This is a genomic window from Mesorhizobium zhangyense, assembly GCF_011045115.1.
GTDB classification, from domain to species: domain Bacteria; phylum Pseudomonadota; class Alphaproteobacteria; order Rhizobiales; family Rhizobiaceae; genus Mesorhizobium_M; species Mesorhizobium_M zhangyense.
In genome coordinates, this window is the sequence record NZ_JAAKZG010000009.1 from 167,690 (window position 1) to 188,902 (window position 21,213).

Here is a 21,213-nt window from a genome sequence, read left to right on the forward strand (position 1 = left end):
GCACTACTCCTGTTCGTAAGCGTTGCGGAAATCGGCCCCGATCTCGCCCATGAAGCGCGTCTCGGCGTTCGTGGCGATCTCGCGGTGGCGTTGCAGATAGAGGTCCCAGAGCTTGGCGCGGCGGCCGCCGGCCAGAAGCACATCCGCCTTCGAATGTGATTTGAGTTCCGCCTCGATGGTGGCCGGATCGAAGCGGTCGATCATGTGCCGCAGCGCGCCCTGTATGCCGCGCCAGGCGCTGACATGGTGATGGGCGAGATCGCGCACGGCATCCTTGATCGCGGCATCGGCGGGGAGAAATCCCGGGCTGCTTTCGGCGACCAGGGTTTCCAGCGCGTCCTCCACGGTGGGCAGGAATTTGAGCGGATTGACGCCGGACGCCTGTACCACGGTCTGGGCGATGCGGGCATTGCCCTTTTCCTCGGCGCGCTTGCGCAAAAGCTGCATCAACCCGTCCATCATCAGCCTGTATTCACGGCCGAATGCCTCCATCTCGGCAACGGCGTCATTCGTCGGCAGCGCGGCAGCGTTCAGCCCCATGCCGCGCAGGAAGGCATCGCGAAGCGCGCTGTCGGATGGAGCAGCCACCGGCTTCTGGAATGGTGCGGGCCTGGGCGCTGGCTGCCGCTCTGCCGGTGTGCTCTGCGGCTCAAGCCTCGTTCCCGAAACCGGCCCTCCGAAAAACGGGCTGTTTCCATCAAAACCGTCGCTTTTTTCCGCATCGGGTTTCGGCGTCGCGACAGGATCCATGCTGAACGGGTCGTCGAAAGCCGGCGAGGACCGCAGCCTGACCTCCGAACGTTCCGACGCTTGATATGCACCCGGCTCGGGATGTTCGAACGGGTTCGGCAGATCGGCCGGTCTTTGCCGCTTCGGCTCTTCCTCCACTCGGGCGGAAAAGAAGTCGTCGCGGTCGATGGCTACCGGAGCCCGCGAGGCGGTGGACGGCGAAGTGAAGGGAGAAGGCTGGGCCGTAGCGGCATCCTGAAGGTCGACGCGCAGCACATAATCACCCAGCCGCAGCCGCATGCCATGGCGCAAGGCTACCGAATTGCCGGCACCCAGCGGGCCGTGGGCATCGTCTACGAACAATCCGCTGCTCGACGTGTCCGTAATCGTGTAGCCATCCGGGCCGCTCGCAATCGTGCAATGGGCACGCGAGACGAACATGTCGGGATCGTCGATGCGCCAATCCGCCTCGGTGCTGCGGCCGATCACCAGTTCGCCGTCTTCCAGGCTGGCCTGGCGCATCGCCTGGGGCCGCGGCCCCTGCTCAAGAGTGAGAATGAGGCTCATGCCGCCTCCGCCATTTCCGGCCGCCAGCCGACCGCGACCCGCATCAGCAGGTCTTCGGCGTCCGCGCGCTCGCTCTTTTGTGGCAGCCAGGTTGTGTGGGCCAGCCGGGCGGTTCCCAGCTTGGCCGCGGGAATTTCTTCGCGGGCGAGAACGATCCGCACGTCGACATCGAGCACGTCGCCAACCAGTTCGCGCACGGCCGTCCGCAGAAGTTCCAGCCGCTTCCCGCCGGGCAGGAACGCCACGTAATCGTTCAGCCCGACCGGGCCGACGCGAAGCTCGATGCGGCTCTGCCGCTGGAATATCCGTGGCCCGATCGTCGCGCCACGGCAAAGCGCGGCATAGGCGCTGCCAAGCCGGGTCTGCAGCTTGGCGGGAACGGCAGTCCAGACGCCGACGAACTCCTTGAGCTGCACCGATACGTTCAGCGCCTCGGCCAGAAACCGGGTCAGGCGCTCGGGGCCTTCCACCTGATGGGCAAGGGCCGGGGCCTGGCGCAGCTTGACCGCATAGAGTTCCGACGATTTCGGTCCGAGCATGCCAGGCAGGCCGATGCCGGACAGCGTCTCCAGCATGGAGCGCACGCGGCCGCCAACCTTGCGTTCGACCTGCACGGCGGGATGCGCGTCCGCCCAGGCGCGGTAGAACAGCGCGATCATCCGGTGCTGCAGGATGTTGGCGAAATCCACAAAAGTCGTGTCGCTGGTCTCGCGCGCCGCAGCACCCGCGAACCAGCGCTGCGACAGCCGGTCGAGCACCCAGCGCGTCATGTGGATCGGCAGCGGGCCTTCCGGTCCCATCAGGCCCAGATTGGCGACCGTGACGCGGGCAGGCGAATTGTCTGCGGACCGGCGAACCGCCACGACATCGCTCAAGGCGAAGTCGAGGCGCACATGCTGGCCGAGCCGCGCCGGCTCATGATCCGGCCTGCCGGAGTGACCGAACAGGCGGCCATCGCTTTCGAGTTGCCGCAGCAGCTCGAAGAAATCGTAGGTCTCGTCGGGGAGTGTGATCGTGCCTAGATCAGGCAGCGACTGCCGGGCGTCATCGGCCATGGCACATCCTCCTGTTTCCGGGTCAGCCGCGTGCGGGTGCGCACGAATGCGTTGATCGCGGCATGGCGGGCGAAAAGTTGTGAAAGCAGTGCCGAAAGCAGCAGCGCGCTTTGTCCTGCCAGCACGGATTGATCGATATGAAGCGTCACCTCGGTGCCGCGCCCGAAGCACATCGGTCCATCGATCGGCAGCCGCTCGACCACGGGGCGCGTTTCGACGCGGGTGATCGAGCGCACATGCCGCGCCAGTCCCGGATCGCCGCGATCGGCATAGAGATCGAGCAGTGCATGCAGCGGTTCGGCGCCGCGCCCTTCCTCGGCAAGGCTGAGGAAATTCAGCGAAAGCTGCGCGACCAGCCGCCATGCCAGATCGTCGGCGCGGGATTCGCCCGCCGCACCTGCCGGCAGTGTGGCGGGAATGGCGGCACGCGGCGGACGCATCGAGCCGAGCAGCTTCACCGTCTCGACCGGATCGCCGCTTTCGAGCGTCAGCGTCGGCGTATCGTCAAGGATCGGCAGGTCGCGGTTGGTGCAGAGTGCTGCGATATCGACGCGCTTGAGGGGGCGGCCCGGCTCGGTGCCGGCAGGCCGCGAAATCGCCAGGAAGACATCGTCTCCGGCATAGGAGGTACGGGTCTGGCCCTGGCGTCTTTCGTCCTCGGTCGCGCGCCGTGGGCGTCGTTCGGTCGAGTAGACCCAGCCGCTTCCGCGGTTCTGCCCCAGGCTGAACAGCGCCGGAATATCGGCATCAGGGCCCTCGACATCGGCATCCTCGACGCGGATCGGGCGGTAAATCTCGAAATCGCGCGGGCGCGTGCGGTCTGCGTGCAGCACCTGCCGCGTGCGGCGGCGGTCGAGCTCGATCACGTTGCACTCGCGCTCGAAGAGATTGATGATCGGCGTTGCAAAGAGCTCGAAATCGCCGGGCGTCAGATCGGCGAGTTCCGGCACCGGCCGCCGCAGCAGGAAGATGACTTCAAGCCCGGACTCGCATTGCCGCACGACGCGTTGCAGCCCGTCGATGCGCGCAAAGTGAAAGCGCTCGGGCATGACGAAATATTCGCGCAGCAGCCGATAACCTTCGAAGGTCGGCCGCGTGCGCGGCATCAGCGCCTCGTCGTCGCGAATGCCGATCATTTCGAGCGCAGGCAATGGCGAGGGCCGATGGTCCCGGCCTTCGGGACGGGCTGCGACGCCGACGCAGCTTCCGAAAAGCGTGTCGAAAAGAAGCGGCGCTTTGGTGCGCTCGGAAAAATAGAGGTCGAGCCGGTCGAGCGCCAACTCGTTGAGCTTGCCCTTGCCGGTGCGTGCAAAGGTCAGCCGAAGTGCTGCTTCGCCGCCGACGCCGTTGATCGGTGCGATGCCGGCAGCCGCCAGCGCGCTTCGATCCTGAATGTAGCCGATCGAGGTGATCGCCAGCGGCCACAGCGTCACGTCCTGCGCGGTGGTGTAGGTGCAGCGCGTCGACAGGCCGGGTTGCAGGCCCGACACCAGCCGCGTGCCGCGCGGCACGACATGGCCGGCGAGCATCGTCTGGACCTGCTGGCCCGGTTTCAGCACCACGATCGCCGTCGCTGGCGTGGAGGCAACCAGATCGGGGTAAAGAACCTCGAGTACGCTGCGGGAAAACCGCGCGCGCTCCGCATCGACCTTCAGCCTGGTGCGTGCGGCGAGAAAAGCGACGCCATCAAGCAGCCGCTCCACATAAGGGTCGGGGCAGGGCACCGTATCGAGCGACAGGTTGCGCGCAACAGCCGGATGCATGTCCGCGAACTCGGTTGCGAGCGCGCGGATGTGGGTCAATTCCTCCTCGTAATATTCCAGGAAGACCCTGTCCATTGTCAGACATCCTTCAAATCGGTCCGTGCCGAGCCATTGTCGAGGTCGATCATCGTTCGCAGGCGCATCCGTTCGGGCGTCGGCGACATCATCAGCACCGCATCGATTTCGATGGAGAGCCCCACGCTCTTGTCGCCGCTGTTGACGGTGACCTTCGTCGCGCTTTCCTTCAGCCGCGGCTCGAATGCTGCAAGCACGCTGCGGATTTCCCGCGCCAGCGCCTCGCGGTCGAAATCGCGGGCGGAACGGCCCGAAAAGGACGGCACGCCGTAATTGACGACGCTGCGCCGCACCTCGGGAAAGTCATCCAGCGACGGCGGATCGTCGCCGATCTGGTCGGCTTCGAAATCGGTGAGCAGCGGCGTTGCCTCGAAGCGCTCGGTGTTGAACAGGGCCTCGATGTCGCGCCGCACCGCCTCGCGCAGAACCTCCGCCGAAACCACGATGCCGCGGGTTTCCAGTTCCATGCGCCGATGGTTCTGGAAGATCAGGCGATGCAGGCTGCGTTTCTGCTCTTTCGTCAGCGCGGCGTCCGCCTCGATCGTCCGCGCTCCGCCTTCGAGCAGAACGTCAACCCGTTCCGAGCCGATCTCGGTCCGAACGGCCTGCTGAAGCCCGTCGATGTCGGAGTTCACGCCCGGCAAATCGTTGACGAGGCGGTCCCAAAGTGAAGGTTGGACCGCCTCGCGTCTTGCCTGAGTAGGGCTGCTGCTCTTGCTCATCTCGCTACCGGAAAGTCGTCGTGAGGATCAAACGCCGACACTGACGTCCATTTCGGCCGAGTGCTTGCCTTCCTCGTACTCGAACTTGATCTTCTTGTAGGCAAAGCCGACGACCTCCTCGAGCAGGTCGGGCTCCAGTTCACTCGGCTTCATGTCGTATGCGATCACCGAGGCATCGGTCAGCGTGATCACCAGATAGTCGCTGCTCTTTTCCTCGATGGTCCGGCGGGCCGAGAACTTCACCTCGTCCAGCTTCTTGTTCTTGAACAGCGCCTGCTTCAGATAGGGTGATGACTGGTCGTAATGCTTGATGAACTTGATGACGCCGAGGGCCACGCGGCCACGGCGCGATAGCGAGTTGGGATCATGCGGCGCGACCATGCCGTATTCCATCCCGTGTATTTCTATTTCGTCGCTGTGCCCCTCGCGGCCGCTGGGGCCTTTGATGTCGGGAACTTTTAGAAAACCATCCAGTTTCATTTCCGTTCTCCATCGTGCTCAAATGATTACTGCTTGACGGAAGGCAGCTCGGAGACGAGCCGGAGCGAGGCATTGATGCCTTCCAACTGATAGTGCGGGCGTAGATAGAAGCGGGCCGCGTAGTAGCCCGGTCGGCCTTCGACGCTGTCCACCTGCACCTCGGCGGCGGCGAGCGGGCGCTTGGCGCGGGCCTTGTCGTCGGCGAAGGCGGGGTTGGCCAGCACATAGCGGTTGATCCACTCGGTCAGCCAAATCTGCATGTCGGAGCGTTCCTTGAACGAGCCGACCTTGTCGCGCGCGATCGCCTTGAGGTAATGCGCGAAGCGCGAGACCGGGAACAGGTAGGGCAGGTTGGCGCTCAGCCGCTCGTTGGACTGGGCGTCCGGATCGACCAGCCGGCCGGCCCGTGTCTCATCATCCTGTAGCGAATGCGCACCGATGAATGAGGCGAGGTCGGTGTTCTTGCGATGCAGGATCGGCATCAGGCCCAGCTTGGCAAGTTCCGCCTCGCGCCGGTCGTCGATGGCGACTTCGGTCGGGCATTTCATTGCCACCGAGCCGTCGTCTGTCGGGAAGGTGTGCACAGGCAGGTTGATCACCGTGCCGCCGTTTTCCACGCCGCGTATCTGCGTGCCCCAGCCAAACAGCTTGTGGCTGCGGTTGATGTTGACGCTCATCGGGAAGGCGGCATTCATCCAGACATATTTGTTGTGGTCCTTCTCGACCTCCTCCTCGAAGGAAAAACCCTTCACCGGCACCGTCTCGGCGCCATAAGGCAGGCGCGCCAGCACGCGCGGCATGGTCAGCCCGATGTATCGCGAATCCTCGCTCTCGCGCAAAGACTGCCACGACGCGTAAGCCGGGTTGGAGACGATCATCTGCAGGTCCTGCGGATTGGGCAGTTCCTGCCAGCTGTCCATGCGGAACAGGCGGGGTGAGGCAGCGGCAATGAAGGGCGTATGCGCAGACGCGCAGATGCCCGACAGATTGCGCAGCAGCCCGACATCCTGCGGATGGTTCGAGAACTCGTAGGCCCCCATCAGATAGGTATAGGGCGCGCCACCGAGCATCGAATATTCTTCGGTGTAGATCTTCTTGAAGATCGGGCTCTGGTCCCACATCTGGCCTTCGTAGTCTTCCAGCGTCTCGGCCAGCTGCTGCTTGGAGATGTTCATCACCCGGATCTTCAGCTTCTGATCCGTCTCGGTGTTGTTGATCAGATACCAGAGGCCGCGCCAGGTCCCCTCCATTTCGCGCACTTCCGGCGCGTGGAGGATTTCGTTCATCTGGATCGTGAGCATCTTGTCGATGCCGGCGATGAGCGACTTGATCGACTTGATCGCATTGGACGAGATCGCGGTCGTCTCGGAGCGCGAGCGGGCGGCAAGCGCCAGATTGCGGACCAGCCCCTGCAGTTTCTCGCTGTCGTCCTTCTTGACGCGAAAATCCTTTTCGAGAAGTTCGCTGAACTCACCCAGGTCTACGGCTTCCGCCTCGGCTGCGCCGTTAGCGGCGACTTTTTCCTGCTCGGCCATGGCTCAGCCCTCCGCCTTGTCGCTGTCGCTCAACGCCTGTTCGGCGATCTGCCCGAGCAGCGGTTCGTTGTTCAGCATCTGGGCGATGCGTTTTTCGGCGTCGACGCGCCCGTCCATGAAGCCCAGAAGTTCCTCGAGCTGGCGCCGCATCTTCAGGATTTCAGCCAGCTGCGGAACCTGTTCGGCGATCTTGTCGGGAGCGAAGTCGCCCATGCTGGTGAAGGTGAGATCGATCGGCAGTTCCTCGTCGCGCTCCTGGCCTTCGGGCTGGGGCAGCTTGTTGGGAACCCGCGCCTTCACCCTGGGTCCAAGCGCTTCCATGAAGCGCTTGAACCGGTTTGCGTCGGTTTCGACGAAGGTGCGGTCCAGAACCGATTTCTGCGCTTCGGGCGTTTGCGACGCACCGGAGAGGTCGGCCATCACACCCATGACCACCGGCAGCTCGACGGTCGTCGGGCTTCCATATGTTTCGACATCATAGGAAATCTGGACGCGAGGCGCCCGATTTCGTTCGATCACCTTGGCTTTGCTTTCGCTCATCGTCGGTCACCTTTCGTCCTTTTGGGCGGTTTTTCTGTTTTCGGGTTCACCGGCGAGAAGCCGGAATTCCTTGAGGCCGGAGGGCGCGAGGTCCTCCATCAGTTCCACGAAATCCATCGGCACCATCCGCCTGACCCGCCGCGCCAGATGCGGGATCGGGCTCGATGGTTCGGTGCGGTCGTAGAAGGCGACGATGAGATCAAGGCACTTCAGCACGTCTTCTCGCGACGTGAGGCGATCGGGGAAGACGCCCATGGTACCGGTGCTCGTTGTTCCGTTGTAAATCGGAGCCGCATGCCCATTGGTGAGCGGCTGCTGGATTTCGGGTGCTGCCTCGGCGGGGTTGCTCGCGCCCTTTGCCGTCTGGCCGGTCGCGCCGCGCTCCAGCGTTGCAAGAACGCGCTCGAGGAACTTTTTCAGGTCGGCAATGGCGACGTTGCCGTCGCCCAGGCGTGCGTTGAGCGCCACTTCGACGGCGTAGAGTGCGGCAACCGCCTCGCGGGCATTGCCAAGCATCTCGGTCATCTCGGCGGGCGCATTGTCGAACTGCGTCAGGCAGCCCTTGCGCACGCGATCCACAAGTTGGTCGTGCCTGTTGGCAAGCTCTGCCTTTTCCGTGTCGTTCAATCCGGAGGCGGCTTCCTTCAGCATCGCCCGGCCGTCCAGCGTGCCCAGCTCGAGGTCGCGCCCCGTTATCGGGCCGAGGCCGCCGCGCGGCTCGAACATCGTCATCCGCCGCAGGTCGCCCAGCGGACCGTCCTGATCGTTCTGCAACTGCATGAGGGCGTTGATGCGCCTCAGTGCTGCGTCGCGTGGCGGCGCATCCGGCCGCAATTCGGGGTGCATCGTCTCCCAATGAGCGTCGAAGGTGCCGGCAATCAGGGTCAGGCCGTCCTTCAGCCCGGCCAGTCCGTAAAGGTTGGTGAGTGCACGCGTAGCGAAGACCAGAAGCCGCAGATCACGCCCCTTCGTGCGCAACTCTTCTGCCTTTTCAAGTACTGCCGACCAGTCAGGTGGAACCTCTGTTCGTGAGGACGGATTGTTGCGCTCATCGCGCACAACTTCGATTTGCGGCTGCATGAGACGTTCCAGTTCATGGAAGTCCCTGTTATTGCGCAGACTCTCCCCGGAAGGACTTTCTCCGTCCAGCGGACTCAACCAGGAAGATAAATCAATCATCTTCACCACCATCGGTGGATTCCGTCACCGAACGGAGCCTAGATTTACCACAAATCAGGCAGTTATCCTACAAAGCTTTCAGCATCTTGATTTCATGACTAAGGAAATTTACTTTTCCTCTGTTTGAATGAATATGACAAATATCACACTTGCCAAAACAGATATGCAATTATGGCTATCGGCTTCAGTTTTGAGGCGTTGATTGGGAAGTCACGATTTTCCCTAAGCTTTGTAAACTCGCCCGATCAGGGGAAACGTACTTCTTATTCATGTGATGACGTTTTGAAGAGACGCACAAACGATAGGAACTCGATCGTATCGGAGCCGTCATGCAGCAACGCAAGTCATCGCAAGGTTTCAAGCGCAAGGAATTGGTCGGAAAACTTAATCCGACCTGCGTGCGCGCCTTCAAGGCAGCGGCGGATGCAGCAAAGCTCCGCGGCAATCCTTATGTGGAACTTGTCCACTGGATCGAGCAACTTGTGTTGTCGGACAGGGCAGACGTGCAGCTCATCCTTGCCGATGCTAGCGTCGATGCGAGCCGTCTGGCCGCCGATATGTCCCGCGCCATCGACAAGCTGCCCTATGGCGCGACGTCGATCGAGGAATTCTCCGATCACATCTTCCACGCCATCCAGGAAGCCTGGAACCTGGCGTCGATCGAGTTCGGCGCGGATGAGGTTCGCGGCGCCTATGTGATCCTGGCCGCCCTGAAGACACCGGTGCTCGATGGGCTTCTCTCCAAGATCAGTCCCGAGTTCGACAAGATCGATGCCGACGGCGTCATCGCGCGGCTGGACGATGTCGTGTCCGGTTCGCTTGAGGCGGCCGGGCCTGCACCGGTTGCCGAGGCCGCACCTGTTCGCCGCGCTCCGGGAGGCGATTCCGCCCTTGCCAAATATTCGACCGACCTGACCGCAAGAGCCCGTGAGGGCAAGCTCGACGCCGTGGTGGGCCGCGATCCCGAGATCAGGCAGATCGTCGATATCCTGATGCGCCGCCGCCAGAACAACCCGATCCTGACCGGCGAGGCTGGCGTCGGCAAGACGGCGGTGGTCGAGGGCTTTGCGCTGCGTATCGCTGAGGGCGACGTGCCGCCGATGCTGCAGAATGTCAGCCTGCGCATGCTCGATATCGGGCTGATGCAGGCCGGCGCGAGCGTCAAGGGCGAGTTCGAGAAACGGCTCAAGGCTGTGATCGACGAGGTGCAGTCCTCCGAGACGCCGGTGATCCTGTTCATCGACGAGGCTCATACGCTGATCGGGGCGGGCGGTGCCGCCGGCACCGGTGACGCCGCCAACCTGCTCAAGCCTGCACTCGCGCGCGGTGAGTTACGCACAATCGCCGCCACCACCTGGGCCGAATACAAGCAGCATATCGAGAAGGACCCCGCACTCACCCGCCGCTTCCAGACGGTCAAGGTCGACGAGCCCGACGAGGCCGCCGCCATTCTGATGCTACGCGGCGTTGCCGGCACGCTCGAAAAGCACCATCAGGTGCAGATACTCGACGAGGCAATCGAGACGGCAGTGCAGCTTTCGCACCGCTACATTCCGGCCCGCCAGCTTCCCGACAAGGCGGTGAGTCTGCTCGACACAGCCTGCGCCCGTGTTGCGATCTCGCAGCATTCGCGACCCGCTGAGGTGGAAGACCTGATGCGCCGCCGGCAGGCGCTGGAGGTGGAAAAGGGCATTATCGGCCGCGAAACCGCGATCGGCATTGATGCCGTCGAAAGGCAGGCCCGCGTCGACACCGGCATTGCCGAAACCGACGCCGCCCTGGCCGCCGCTGAGGCACGCTGGGAACGCGAAAAGACCGTTGTTGCCGATATCCTGGAGGTTCGCGCGAAGCTGCGCGGCGAGGGCGTTCCGCTCGATGCCGTCACGACGGGGCAGGAGGCTCCTGCCGAAAACGAAACGGAAAAGCAGCCCGTTGCCGAATTGGTCGGCGCTGAAGCTCCAGTGAGCGTTGAGGAGGCTCCGGTCATCGCAGAACTGCCGCCGGAAGCCGAGGCTACGCCTCCCGACAACACCGCCGATCTGGCGCGGCTCAAGGAACTCATGGCCGAACTCGCCGAGATGCAGGGCGAAACTCCGCTGATCCTGCTTTCCGTCGACCGCAACGCGGTTGCCTCGGTCGTGCAGGACTGGACCGGCATTCCGACCGGGCGGATGCTGACCAGCCAGACCGAGAAGGCGTTGCGTCTCGCCGGCGTGCTGGCCGAGCGCGTCGTCGGCCAGGATCATGCCATGGAGATGATCGCCAAGCGCGTGCAGATCAGCCGCGCCGGCCTCGGCGCGCCGGAAAAGCCGGTCGGTGTCTTCCTGCTGTGCGGCCCGTCGGGTGTCGGCAAGACCGAGACAGCACTTGCCCTTGCCGAGACGCTCTATGGCGGCGAGCAGAACCTCATTTCCATCAACATGTCGGAGTTTCAGGAAGCGCACACCGTCTCGACGCTCAAGGGCGCGCCCCCGGGCTATGTCGGCTACGGTAAGGGCGGCATCCTCACCGAAGCCGTGCGACGCCGGCCCTATTCGGTGATCCTGCTCGACGAGGTCGAGAAGGCGCATCCCGACGTGCACGAAATCTTCTTCCAGGTCTTCGACAAGGGCATGATGGACGACAGCGAGGGGCGGCGGATCGATTTCCGCAACACGCTCATCCTGCTGACCTCCAATGTCGGCTCCGAAGTCATCATGCACAAGACCGAAGGCGGCCAGAAACGCGAGGACATCGAAGACCTCGATGCCTCTCTGCGCGCACCGCTGCTGAAGGTTTTCCCGGCGGCGTTCCTCGGGCGCGTCGTCACCATTCCATACTATCCGCTGTCCGGCTCGATGATCGAGGCGATAACGCGCATTCAATTCGCCAAGATCGCGCGGCGGCTGCGCGCCAGTCACGATGCCGAACTGGTCATCGGCGACGGCGTGATGGAAATGATCAAGGCGCGCTGCACTGAGATCGAATCAGGCGGCCGCATGATCGACGCCATCCTGACCAACACGCTGCTGCCCAGCATGAGCCGTGGCGTGCTGAACCGCTCCATCGACGGCGAAAAGCTGGCGAAGGTCACCGTCGGCGCATCCGACGAGGGTTTCACCTACGCCTTCGAATAGATCCGGGGTTCTTCGCCGCTCGATAATGATGTGCACTGCACAATCTTTGGCCTTGCCTGTTTCCTGATGCGAAAATAGGCTTCCTCGCCATGCGGTGCGGCTGTAGAACAGCCGGGATCAATCCAACAAGAGGCGTCAAAGTGAAAAGAGTTCAAACCATTGTCATGGCTGCTGCGGCCTGTCTCGCGGCTTCCATCGCCGCCGCACCCGCCTGGGCGCAGTCCAAGACGCTGACCATTTCCTGGTGGGGCTTCAACGGCGACAAGCTGGACGAATACATCATCAAGCCGTTCAAGGAGAAATGCGGCTGCGAGATCGTGTTCGAGACCGGTAACAACGCCGACCGCCTCAACAAGATCAAGATCCGCGGCGGTGAGGGCGTCGATGTCGCCTATTTCACCGACGCCTATTCGCAGATCGGCATCGCCGGGGGCCTGTTCCAGCCGGTCGACAAGGCGAAGCTGCCCAATCTCGCAGGCATCTACGACATGGCCAAGGCGCCGCAGGGCGATTTTGGTCCGGCCTACACGATCGGCCGCGTCGGCGTGATCTACGATTCGGCCAAGGTGAAGACGCCGATCACCTCGTGGAACGATCTGTGGAAGGAAGACTTCAAGAGCCAGCTGTCGCTGCCCGGCATCACCACGACCGCCGGCCCGATGGCGGTGATGATCGCTGGCGCCCATGCCGGCGTCGATCCCTTCGCCGACAGCGACGCTGCCTTCAAGGCCGTCGAGGAACTGAAGCCGAATGTGGTGAAGAACTACAACACCGGCTCCGAACTGGTGAACCTGTTCTCGACCGGCGAGATCACTACCGCTGTCGCCCAAGATTTTACCCTCGCGCAGATCCAGGCAGCCGTTCCGACCGCCGTCTGGGCCGATCTTTCGGATGGCGCGATCGCGACGCTTAACACCGTCAACATTCCCAAGGGCGCGGCCAATGTTGAGCTGGCGCATGAGTTCATCAACTTCATCCTGTCGCCGGAAGTACAGCAAAAGACTGCCGAAAACGGTGTCGATGCGCCGGTCGTCACCTCGGTCAAGCTGACCCCGGAACAGGCCAAGCTCTGGACCTACGGCGCAGACATGATCGCGTCGCTCAAGCCGGTGGACTACGAAAAGCTCAACGCCGCCAAGACCGATTGGGTCGACCGCTGGAATGAAGTGTTCGGGATGTAAGTGCTGGCCCAAGGGCGGTCGCATATGGAATTCGACCCCCACTCCGTCTCGGCTTCGCCGAGCCACCTCTCCCCCGATCGACGGGGGAGAGGAAACGCCGTCCGCAAGCTTGGCACCTTTCCTCTCCCCTTTTGAGGGGGAGAGGTGGCGCGCGAAGCGCGACGGAGTGGGGGTCGGCTGCGCCGTATACGATTGCCCTGCTCAAAGTCCTGTACCAAGCCTTTTGCGGCGTTTTGCCCCTTTCTTGGCGGACCAAGGAAGGGTAGCAGACCTGATGCAATCGATTATCGAGCCTGAGCGAGGCTCGGCAATGACAAAAGAGACCTGACTTCCATGCTGAAACGCTATGCCGGATGGTGGCTCGCCGCGCCCGCGACGCTGGTCGTTCTGGTCTTCCTCGTCCTGCCGGTGGTCGCCACCATCGGCACCACATTCGGCGAAACCGCCGGCATCTTCGCGCCCTATTCCTCCTTCTTCGGCAGCGGTTTCCGCCGCAGCGTGCTGTGGCGCACGCTGGAAATATCGCTTGCCACCACCGCCATCTCGCTCATCGTCGGCTTCCTCACCGCCTATGTCGTGTCGAAGTCGCCGGGCAAGTTGAAAAGCCTGCTTATCATCGCCGCCGTCTTTCCGCTGCTCACCGGCGTCGTCGTGCGCTCCTTCGCCTGGCTGATCATCCTCGGCAAGAACGGTATCCTCAACAGCTTCCTGATCGGCATCGGCGTGACCTCCGAGCCGTTTGCGATGCTCTATACGCAAGGTTCGGTCATCGTCGCGATGGTCTACCTCTTCGTGCCGCTGATGATCCTGACGCTGGTCGGCGTGCTCGAAAACATCCCCGAGGATGTCGTGCAGGCATCCGCCTCGCTGGGTGCTACGCCCGCAGGCACGTTCCGGCAGGTCATCCTGCCGCTGGCGGTGCCGGGCCTGATCGTCGGCGCGGTGCTGGTCTTCACCGGCTCCTTCACTTCCTATGCGACCCCGCAACTGCTCGGCGGCGAGCGCCAGATGGTCATGGGCACGCTCATGTACCAGCGCGCCATGGTCTCCTTCGACTGGGTCGGCGCCTCCACCATCGCCGCGATCATGGTGGTGATAACGGTCACCGTCGTGCTGGCCATGAGCCGCGTTGCGCGGCGTCTCAACCCGATGGCGACATGATGACCACACGCATCAATCCCCTGCTGATCCTGTTCACGATCCTGGTCTACATCTTCCTGACCGGCCCGCTGATCATCGTGCTCGGCGCGTCCGTCAGCGACACGACCTACCTGACCTTTCCGCCGCAGGGCCTTACGCTGCGCTGGTTCGAGAACATCTTTGAAATCAGCGCCTTCCGGCGCACCATTGTCACCAGTCTTGAGCTTGCCATTTTGGCCACCGGGCTGGCCCTCCTGATCGGCATTCCGGCCGCCTATGCGCTCAACCGCTATCGCATCCAGCTCCCGACATGGCTCTCCACCGTCTTCGTGCTGCCGATACTCGTGCCGGAAATCGTGCTCGGCTTCTCGCTCTTGAAGTCGGTCGCGGTCGGCGCCAGCGCGCCGATTTTCGCGACGCTACTCATCGGCCACACGCTGCTGGTGCTGCCCTATTGCGTCCGCGTCATCTCGGCGAGCCTCGCTTCCTTCGACTTTTCCATCGAGGAAGCGGCGATCAGCCTCGGCAGCCGGCCGCTGAAAACCTTCTTCACCATCGTGCTGCCCAATGTCCGCTCGGGCGTGATCGCGGCCTTCATCCTCGCCTTCATCACCTCGATCAACGACGTCTCCACGTCGCTGTTCCTGACCGGCCCCGGCATCTCGACGCTGCCGATCCAGATTCTCGCCCATGTCGAGCAGTTCTTCGACCCGACCATTGCGTCGGTGTCGGTGCTCTTGATGTTCCTCACCGTCGCCGTCATGGCGATCGTCGAGCGCACGCTCGGCCTTACCTTTCTTGCGAAATGAAACCATGACCCAGGCTCTGACCGTACAAAATCTCACCGCCCACTACGGCACGACCAAGGTGCTGGAGGACCTGTCGCTGTCGGTCGGCAGCGGCGAGCTCGTCTCTCTGCTCGGCGCATCCGGCTGCGGCAAGACGACGACGCTGCGCCTCGTCGCCGGCTTCCTCCAGCCGACCTCCGGCAAAATCACGCTCGGCGGCAAGGATCTGACGCGGCTACCGGCCTACAAGCGCGACATCGGCCTGGTCTTCCAGAACTATGCGCTGTTCCCGCATCTGTCGGTGCTCGACAATGTCGGCTTCGGCCTGAAGCAGCGCGGCGTGGCATCCGCCGAGCGCGAAAAACGCGCCAGGGCGATGCTGGAGCGCGTCGGCCTTTCGCAGCTCGCTGACCGTCTTCCCGGTGCATTGTCGGGCGGACAGAAGCAGCGCGTCGCACTTGCCCGCGCGCTGGTTATCGAGCCGCCGCTTTTGATGTTCGACGAGCCGCTGTCCAACCTCGACGCCAAGATGCGCGTCGACATGCGCGTCGAGATCCGCCAGCTGCAGCGCGCCAACGGCACGACCTCCGTTTATGTCACGCACGATCAGGAAGAGGCGTTCTCGATCTCCGACCGCGTCGCCATCATGAATGCCGGCCGCATCATGCAGCTCGACACGCCCGAAACGCTCTATCAGCGCCCCGCCAACGCTTTCGTCGCCCGCTTCGTCGGCTTCGAAAATTTGGTGCCGCTGAAAGTCACCAAGCGGGACGGGGCGAGTGTTACCGCACAGACACGCGACGGCTCGCAGCTTGCGCTGTCACAGGACCGCTTCGGCGAAATCCCCGACGATTTCGTCCTCGCCGCCCGCGCCGACGGCCTCGCCGTCACCACGGATGCAAAGGCTGAAGGCATTCCGGCAACGCTGGGCCTGAGGACCTATCTCGGCCGCGCCTATCAATATCAGTGCGAAACGGCTGCCGGCACGCTCGTCGCCAATGGCGCGCTTTCCATGCCGCAGGAGCCCGGCAGTGGTGCCAAGCTGGTGCCGGTGCCGGACCAGTGCTGCGTGCTGAAGCCGGAGTAGGTTGTCTGCGATGATTGAGCATAGCGCTCTACGTTGCCCCCCTCTGGCCTGCCGGGCATCTCCCCCACAGGTGGGGAGATCAGCCTTCACGTCAGCTTTCGCTAATCTCCAGCGTCCCAGGATAGGCGGGACGAATGACGCTGCTAATCTCCCCACCTGTGGGGGAGATGGCCGGCAGGCCAGAGGGGGGCGCCGTAGAGCGCTTGCCGTGCAAGGATTGCGGCCCCAATGACCACGCTCCTCACCAACGCCCTAATCCTCCCCTGCACCTCCGACATGCCCGTCATCGAACGCGGCCATATCCACATCGAAAACGACACGATCAAAGCCGTCGCCACAGGCCCTGCACCGCAAATCCCCGGCGCCAACATCATCGACGCGAACGGCGATCTCATCATGCCCGGCATGGTCAACCCGCATTGCCACATGGCCATGAGCCTGTTTCGCGGGCTCGGCGAAGATGTCGACGACCGGCTCTACCGCTACATTCTCCCGCTGGAGCGCAAATTCGTGCGGCCCGAGGCGGTTCGCGCCGGTACGGCGCTTGCCGCACTCGAACTGATCGAAAGCGGTGTCACCACCGTCGCCGACATGTACTACTTCGAAACGGAGGTCGCCCGCGTGGTCGACAAGGCCGGCATTCGCGGCGTGCTCGGCCAGACGCTCGCCGATTTCGATCCACCCGACCACAACAGCTTCGACGAAGGTTTTGTCCTCGTCGAGCAACTGGTGGCGGAATTCTCCGGCCACGACCGCGTCATCCCCTCCATCGCGCCGCATGCGCCTTACTCCACCGGCATGGCGGTCATGGAGCGCGTCGCGCGCTGGGCCGATGATCATCCTGATGTGCCGGTGCAGATGCACCTCGCCGAGACCGATGCCGAGATGGACTGGGCCGCGAAGCTCGGCGGCCTGCGCCCGGTCGAAGCGGTTGAAAAGGCCGGGTTACTGCGCAAGGGCCTGATCTGCGCGCATTGCCTCTATGTCAACGACAGCGACATGGAAAAGATGGCGCACGCCCAAGTCTGCGTCGCACACAACGCGCGGTCGAACGGCAAGGCGGGCAGGGGCATTGCCCCGGTCGAGGCCATGCGCAAGGCCGGCATTCCCGTTGGCATCGCCACCGACGGCCCGATGAGCGGCAATACGCTCGATCTGTTCTCGCAATTCGCACCGGTTTCGATGTTCCAGAAACTGCTCGGCCACAGCCGCAAGCCGATGCCCTCCGTCGAGGTCATCCGCATGGCCACCATCGAGGGCGCTAAGGTGCTCGGGCTGGACGAAAAAATCGGCTCGCTGGAACCCGGCAAGAAGGCCGACCTCATCCGCATCGATCTCTCGCCGGCGCGCATGCAGCCGATCTACGACATCTATTCGACACTGGTCTTCGCCACCATGCCGACCGACGTGCGCGACGTGATGGTGGCCGGCCAATGGCTGATGCGCGACCGCGAAGTGTTGAGCCTGGAGCGCAAGATAGTGCTACGCGACGCGCTTCAGGTCGCCAGCGCCTTCAAGGCCGAGATGGCCCGCATTGATGCTGCCGGCTGACGCCGCAGCCAAGCAACGACAGGACAAAAGCAGTGAACACGAACGACGCGAAAAACCATCTCGACAAGGTGCTCGACACCATCGACGCCAATATCGATGCCAGCATCGAGCGCCTGTTCGAGCTGATCCGCATCCCCTCCGTTTCGACCGATCCGGCCTACGCCGCCGACTGCCGCCGCGCTGCCGATTGGCTGGCAGGGGAGCTTTCCGGCCTCGGTTTCGAAGCTTCCGTGCGCGACACCGCGCGCCATCCGATGGTCGTCGGGCACGACCACTCGGGCGAGGGGCCGCATGTCTTGTTCTATGGCCACTACGACGTCCAGCCGGTCGATCCGCTGTCGCTGTGGAACTCCGACCCGTTCGAACCAAAACTGGTGCCGCAGCTCAATGGCGACACCCATATCGTCGCGCGCGGCGCCTCCGACGACAAAGGCCAGTTGCTGACTTTCGTCGAGGCATGCCGCGCCTGGAAGGCGGTCACCGGCAAGCTGCCGATCCGGGTTTCGACGCTGTTCGAAGGCGAGGAAGAAATTTCGAGCCCGAGCCTCGCGCCCTTCCTCGAAAAGACCAGTGAGGAACTCAAGGCCGATGTCGTGCTGGTCTGCGACACCGACATGTGGGACGCCGAGACACCGGCCGTCACCACCATGCTGCGCGGCGTGCTGAAGGAAGAAATCGAAATCACCTGCGCCGACCGCGACCTGCATTCCGGCATCTACGGCAATGCCGCGCGCAACGCGCTTCAGGTCCTGTCCGACATCATATCCAGTCTGCGCACGCCGGACGGCGGCGTCGCCGTCGAAGGCTTTTATGATGGCGTCGAAGAACTGCCGGCGGCAGTGAAGGCGCAGTGGCAGCGGCTGCCCTTCGACGAAAAAGGTTTCCTCGGCGATGTCGGCCTCAGCATCCCGGCCGGCGAAAGGGGCCGCTCGATCCTCGAGCAGGTCTGGGCGCGGCCGACTTGCGAAATCCATGGCATAATCGGCGGCTACACCGATGAAGGTTTCAAGACCGTCATTCCGGCAAAAGCCAAGGCAAAACTGTCTTTCCGTCTGGTCGCTGGCCAGGATCCCGAAAAGATACGCGTCGCCTTCCACACCCATGTCCGGGCGCGCATGCCGGAAGACTGCAAGGTCGAATTCCTCGACCACGGCGCCAGCCCCGCCACTGTCATGCCGATCGACGGCGCGTTGCTGCAAAAGGCGCTTGGCGCGCTCACAGTGGAATGGGAGCGCGAGGCGGCAATCGCCGGCACCGGCGGCTCGATCCCGATCCTCGGCGAATTCAAGCGCAAGCTCGGCATGGATTCGCTGCTCATCGGCTTCGCCCGCTTCGACAACCGCATCCACAGCCCGAACGAGAAATACGACCTGTCGAGCTACCGCAAGGGCATCAGGTCCTGGGCGCGGATATTGGCGGCGTTTGCGGAGCGGGATTGATGCTAAAGGGGTGCGTCCTTCGAGGCTCGCCCATTCAAATGGGCGGCTAACAGGATTGCGCCCTGCGGGCTCGCACGTCAGGATGAGGGCGGACGTGCTACGCCCGAACCAGGTTCTGCAACGCTTTGACGTGTTACGATGGTGTCAGGCGAAATCCGCGAAACGCTCTTGAACATGAGGACCGCAACCGACCTCCCTCATCCTGAGGTGCGAGCCCGCAGAGCCGCGAAGGTGTGTCGCAAACCTCAACGGGCGAGCCTCGAAGGACGCACCCCAAAACCAAGCCTCACCAAACCACCTTGTGGCTCTGCCCCGTCTGCACGTTGACAAAACCCTGCGGCACGGCCTCCGTTGGCGCCACCAGCACCCAGCGCCACGGCGCGCAGGTCAGCGTCGCGAATTGCAGCCGCTCGGGAAAGCCGGGGAACCAGCGCGGCGAGAAGGTCGGCTCGTACAGCCACTCGATCTTCTCCGCGGCTATATAAAGCGCCTGCATCTCGACATCGAGCGCCTCGGCCGTCCGGTTGGTCATCAGCCCGCCGACCTCGTAGCGTACATCGGCCACTACCTTGCCGCCCGTCACCAGCGCCCAGCCGCCCTGGTTGTCGCGGATGCGATTGACGACTTCCGCCATCCCCGCATCCGACGAGCCGACCACCCAGATATTATGCTTGTCATGCGCCACCGTGCAGCCGACGGCGGTGTCCGGCGTCTTCGGCCCGCAGCCCAGCCAGAACATTTTTGCCACCTTGCCCTCGCCGGAAAAGCGGTCGACGACGGCGAATTTTGTGATGTTGCGCGCCGTGTCCCGCTGCACTGCACCGTCCGCCACGGGCAGTTCGGTGGTGATGAAATTGTCGTCCCAGTGGAAGGGCCGCAGCAGCGCCGCCTGCATCGTGTCGCGACCAGCCTCTGCCGGAATGGCAAAATCATCCGCCGTCATCTGCCGCTCGATATTGACCGTCTTCGTCGCCCAGTCCGGCCAATCGATAGCCGGCAAATGACCGGTGAAATTCTTATCCCGCGAAACCTGCTGGCCATCGGCCCAGACCTCCGCGATCGAAACGGTTCCCGCGTCGTCCAGCAACACCATGTCGGCAAAACGCCCCGGCGCGATGCTGCCCACGAAAGGCGTCAGCCGCATATGCCGCGCCGGATTGATCGACACACATTGATAGGCGATCTCGGGCGTCAGCCCGCTTTCGATGGCAAGGCGTACATTGTGGTCGGTCGCGCCCATCTTCAGCGTATCGGAGGCGCTGCGGTCGTCGGTGGCGAATGCCACCTGGCTCCAGTCGCGCAGGCCCCGCTCCAGCAAGCCGCCGATGATGTCGGGCATGGAATGCGGGCGGATTTCGATGAAAATGCCGCGCCGCAGCTTGTCCCACGCCTCCTGCGGCGTCCACGCCTCGTGGTCGGACGACAGGCCGGCGGCGGCGAACGCATTGATCTCGGGCAGGTCGCGCAAGCCGGCGCCATGGCCCTCGACCACGCCGCGCTGCTCGAAGGTGGCGCGGATCATGCCCCACAGCCGCTCATAGGAAGGGTTCTGCGGGTTCCATACGGCAGGCCAGTCCATCACCTCGTCCAGCCCGGCGACCATCGCGCTTTGCGCAAGAAAGCCCGCCTGTTCGGCATAGCCGAAATGCCCGCCGCCCCATTCGTATGCCGTCGGCGGTACTGCTGAGCCGGGCAGCGGAAAGATCTTCATCGGCGAGCCGGCCAGCCGCGCCGTCAGCCAGAATTCGAGGTTTTTCGGCCCGTTGACGTTGGAAAATTCGTGGCTTGCCTCGCAGGTCCAGGTGTTGCCGCGCGGCATGACGAGCGCCGCCTCATGCTCGGGCGTCAGATGCGAGCTTTCGATATGCTTGTGGATTTCGCCGAACCCCGGCACAGCCGAAAGATGCATCCGGTCGATCGCCTCGCGCGCAGTGCCGGCAAACGTCCCGGCCGGGCCGACATAGGCGATGCGGCGGCCCCGGATCGCAACCTCGCAATCCTCCATCCACATTCCCGTATGAACGTCGAGCAACCGCCCGACGCGAACGACGCGGTCGGCCTCGCGCTTGCCCAGCGCCACCAGAACGAGATCCTGACGGATGCGGATTTCATCAGCGGCATTGATCAGCAGGTCGTCGGGAAGCTTCGCGGTGTCGTTCAATTCGGTACTCGCATGCGTGTGGGCCAAGCATTTCAGCTTGCTTTACCTGACCCGAAAATGGGAAGCGAAGCCATATTCGAATCGCCCCTGAAACGAAAGGCCGCG

16 protein-coding genes are annotated in these 21,213 nt (G+C 63.3%); 7 read left to right on the forward strand and 9 right to left on the reverse strand.

Annotated elements, in window-relative coordinates:
* Positions 1-3: 3 nt before the first annotated feature.
* The 8 genes from tagH to tssA are packed head-to-tail and all read right to left on the reverse strand — an operon-like array spanning position 4 to position 8,645.
* Positions 4-1,296: a type VI secretion system-associated FHA domain protein TagH gene (gene tagH / locus G6N74_RS20455; RefSeq protein WP_165119868.1), complete on the reverse strand. Its 1,293-nt coding sequence runs from the start codon at positions 1,294-1,296 to the stop codon at positions 4-6.
* Positions 1,293-2,351: a type VI secretion system baseplate subunit TssG gene (gene tssG / locus G6N74_RS20460; RefSeq protein ID WP_165119869.1), complete on the reverse strand. Its 1,059-nt coding sequence runs from the start codon at positions 2,349-2,351 to the stop codon at positions 1,293-1,295. The genes tagH and tssG overlap by 4 nt, the downstream gene beginning before the upstream one ends.
* Positions 2,315-4,189, reverse strand: coding sequence for a type VI secretion system baseplate subunit TssF (gene tssF / locus G6N74_RS20465; RefSeq protein ID WP_165119870.1), 1,875 nt, complete (start codon positions 4,187-4,189; stop codon positions 2,315-2,317). Before tssF ends, tssG begins: the two co-directional genes overlap by 37 nt.
* 2 nt (positions 4,190-4,191) lie before the next feature.
* Complete coding sequence (gene tssE, locus G6N74_RS20470) at positions 4,192-4,911, reverse strand: type VI secretion system baseplate subunit TssE (protein ID WP_165119871.1); 720 nt, start codon at positions 4,909-4,911, stop codon at positions 4,192-4,194.
* 27 nt (positions 4,912-4,938) lie between these two features.
* Positions 4,939-5,391, reverse strand: coding sequence for an Hcp family type VI secretion system effector (locus G6N74_RS20475; RefSeq protein WP_165119872.1), 453 nt, complete (start codon positions 5,389-5,391; stop codon positions 4,939-4,941).
* Between the two features lie 26 nt (positions 5,392-5,417).
* Positions 5,418-6,926, reverse strand: coding sequence for a type VI secretion system contractile sheath large subunit (gene tssC, locus G6N74_RS20480; RefSeq protein WP_091911906.1), 1,509 nt, complete (start codon positions 6,924-6,926; stop codon positions 5,418-5,420).
* Positions 6,927-6,929: 3 nt separating this feature from the next.
* Positions 6,930-7,466 (reverse strand): type VI secretion system contractile sheath small subunit, encoded by a 537-nt coding sequence (gene tssB / locus G6N74_RS20485; protein ID WP_091911904.1) that lies wholly within the window; start codon positions 7,464-7,466, stop codon positions 6,930-6,932.
* A gap of 6 nt (positions 7,467-7,472) precedes the next feature.
* Positions 7,473-8,645, reverse strand: coding sequence for a type VI secretion system protein TssA (tssA, locus tag G6N74_RS20490; RefSeq protein ID WP_165119873.1), 1,173 nt, complete (start codon positions 8,643-8,645; stop codon positions 7,473-7,475).
* A 329-nt stretch (positions 8,646-8,974) separates the two neighbouring features.
* On the opposite strand from tssA, the gene tssH reads away from it, so the two are divergent.
* The 7 genes from tssH (at position 8,975) to G6N74_RS20525 (ending at position 18,947) form a co-directional block, all read left to right on the forward strand.
* Positions 8,975-11,761 (forward strand): type VI secretion system ATPase TssH, encoded by a 2,787-nt coding sequence (gene tssH, locus G6N74_RS20495; RefSeq protein ID WP_165119874.1) that lies wholly within the window; start codon positions 8,975-8,977, stop codon positions 11,759-11,761.
* 164 nt (positions 11,762-11,925) lie between these two features.
* Positions 11,926-12,942, forward strand: a complete 1,017-nt coding sequence (locus tag G6N74_RS20500) for an ABC transporter substrate-binding protein (protein ID WP_165119916.1) — start codon at positions 11,926-11,928, stop codon at positions 12,940-12,942.
* 336 nt (positions 12,943-13,278) lie between these two features.
* Entirely contained in the window at positions 13,279-14,103 is an 825-nt protein-coding gene (locus G6N74_RS20505) for an ABC transporter permease (RefSeq protein WP_165119917.1), read from the forward strand.
* The gene (locus tag G6N74_RS20510) at positions 14,100-14,891 is read left to right on the forward strand and encodes an ABC transporter permease (RefSeq protein WP_165119875.1); all 792 of its coding nucleotides are present in this window, start codon (positions 14,100-14,102) and stop codon (positions 14,889-14,891) included. Before G6N74_RS20505 ends, G6N74_RS20510 begins: the two co-directional genes overlap by 4 nt.
* A gap of 4 nt (positions 14,892-14,895) precedes the next feature.
* Entirely contained in the window at positions 14,896-15,957 is a 1,062-nt protein-coding gene (locus tag G6N74_RS20515; RefSeq protein ID WP_165119876.1) for an ABC transporter ATP-binding protein, read from the forward strand.
* 228 nt (positions 15,958-16,185) lie between these two features.
* Entirely contained in the window at positions 16,186-17,508 is a 1,323-nt protein-coding gene (locus G6N74_RS20520; protein ID WP_165119877.1) for an amidohydrolase family protein, read from the forward strand.
* Between the two features lie 32 nt (positions 17,509-17,540).
* Positions 17,541-18,947, forward strand: a complete 1,407-nt coding sequence (locus G6N74_RS20525; protein WP_165119878.1) for a M20/M25/M40 family metallo-hydrolase — start codon at positions 17,541-17,543, stop codon at positions 18,945-18,947.
* 286 nt (positions 18,948-19,233) lie between these two features.
* Here G6N74_RS20525 and G6N74_RS20530 read toward each other — a convergent pair whose 3' ends face one another.
* On the reverse strand, positions 19,234-21,108 hold the full coding sequence (locus G6N74_RS20530) for an adenine deaminase (protein WP_165119879.1): 1,875 nt from the start codon (positions 21,106-21,108) through the stop codon (positions 19,234-19,236).
* Positions 21,109-21,213: the final 105 nt, after the last annotated feature.

Bases quoted from the DNA above. Each gene is read 5' to 3' on its own strand.
- tagH (WP_165119868.1), bottom strand. From the start codon at position 1,296: ATGAGCCTCATTCTCACTCTTGAGCAGGGGCCGCGGCCCCAGGCGATG.
- tssG (WP_165119869.1), bottom strand. From the start codon at position 2,351: ATGGCCGATGACGCCCGGCAGTCGCTGCCTGATCTAGGCACGATCACA.
- tssF (WP_165119870.1), bottom strand. From the start codon at position 4,189: ATGGACAGGGTCTTCCTGGAATATTACGAGGAGGAATTGACCCACATC.
- tssE (WP_165119871.1), bottom strand. From the start codon at position 4,911: ATGAGCAAGAGCAGCAGCCCTACTCAGGCAAGACGCGAGGCGGTCCAA.
- G6N74_RS20475 (WP_165119872.1), bottom strand. From the start codon at position 5,391: ATGAAACTGGATGGTTTTCTAAAAGTTCCCGACATCAAAGGCCCCAGC.
- tssC (WP_091911906.1), bottom strand. From the start codon at position 6,926: ATGGCCGAGCAGGAAAAAGTCGCCGCTAACGGCGCAGCCGAGGCGGAA.
- tssB (WP_091911904.1), bottom strand. From the start codon at position 7,466: ATGAGCGAAAGCAAAGCCAAGGTGATCGAACGAAATCGGGCGCCTCGC.
- tssA (WP_165119873.1), bottom strand. From the start codon at position 8,645: ATGATTGATTTATCTTCCTGGTTGAGTCCGCTGGACGGAGAAAGTCCT.
- tssH (WP_165119874.1), top strand. From the start codon at position 8,975: ATGCAGCAACGCAAGTCATCGCAAGGTTTCAAGCGCAAGGAATTGGTC.
- G6N74_RS20500 (WP_165119916.1), top strand. From the start codon at position 11,926: ATGGCTGCTGCGGCCTGTCTCGCGGCTTCCATCGCCGCCGCACCCGCC.
- G6N74_RS20510 (WP_165119875.1), top strand. From the start codon at position 14,100: ATGATGACCACACGCATCAATCCCCTGCTGATCCTGTTCACGATCCTG.
- G6N74_RS20515 (WP_165119876.1), top strand. From the start codon at position 14,896: ATGACCCAGGCTCTGACCGTACAAAATCTCACCGCCCACTACGGCACG.
- G6N74_RS20520 (WP_165119877.1), top strand. From the start codon at position 16,186: ATGACCACGCTCCTCACCAACGCCCTAATCCTCCCCTGCACCTCCGAC.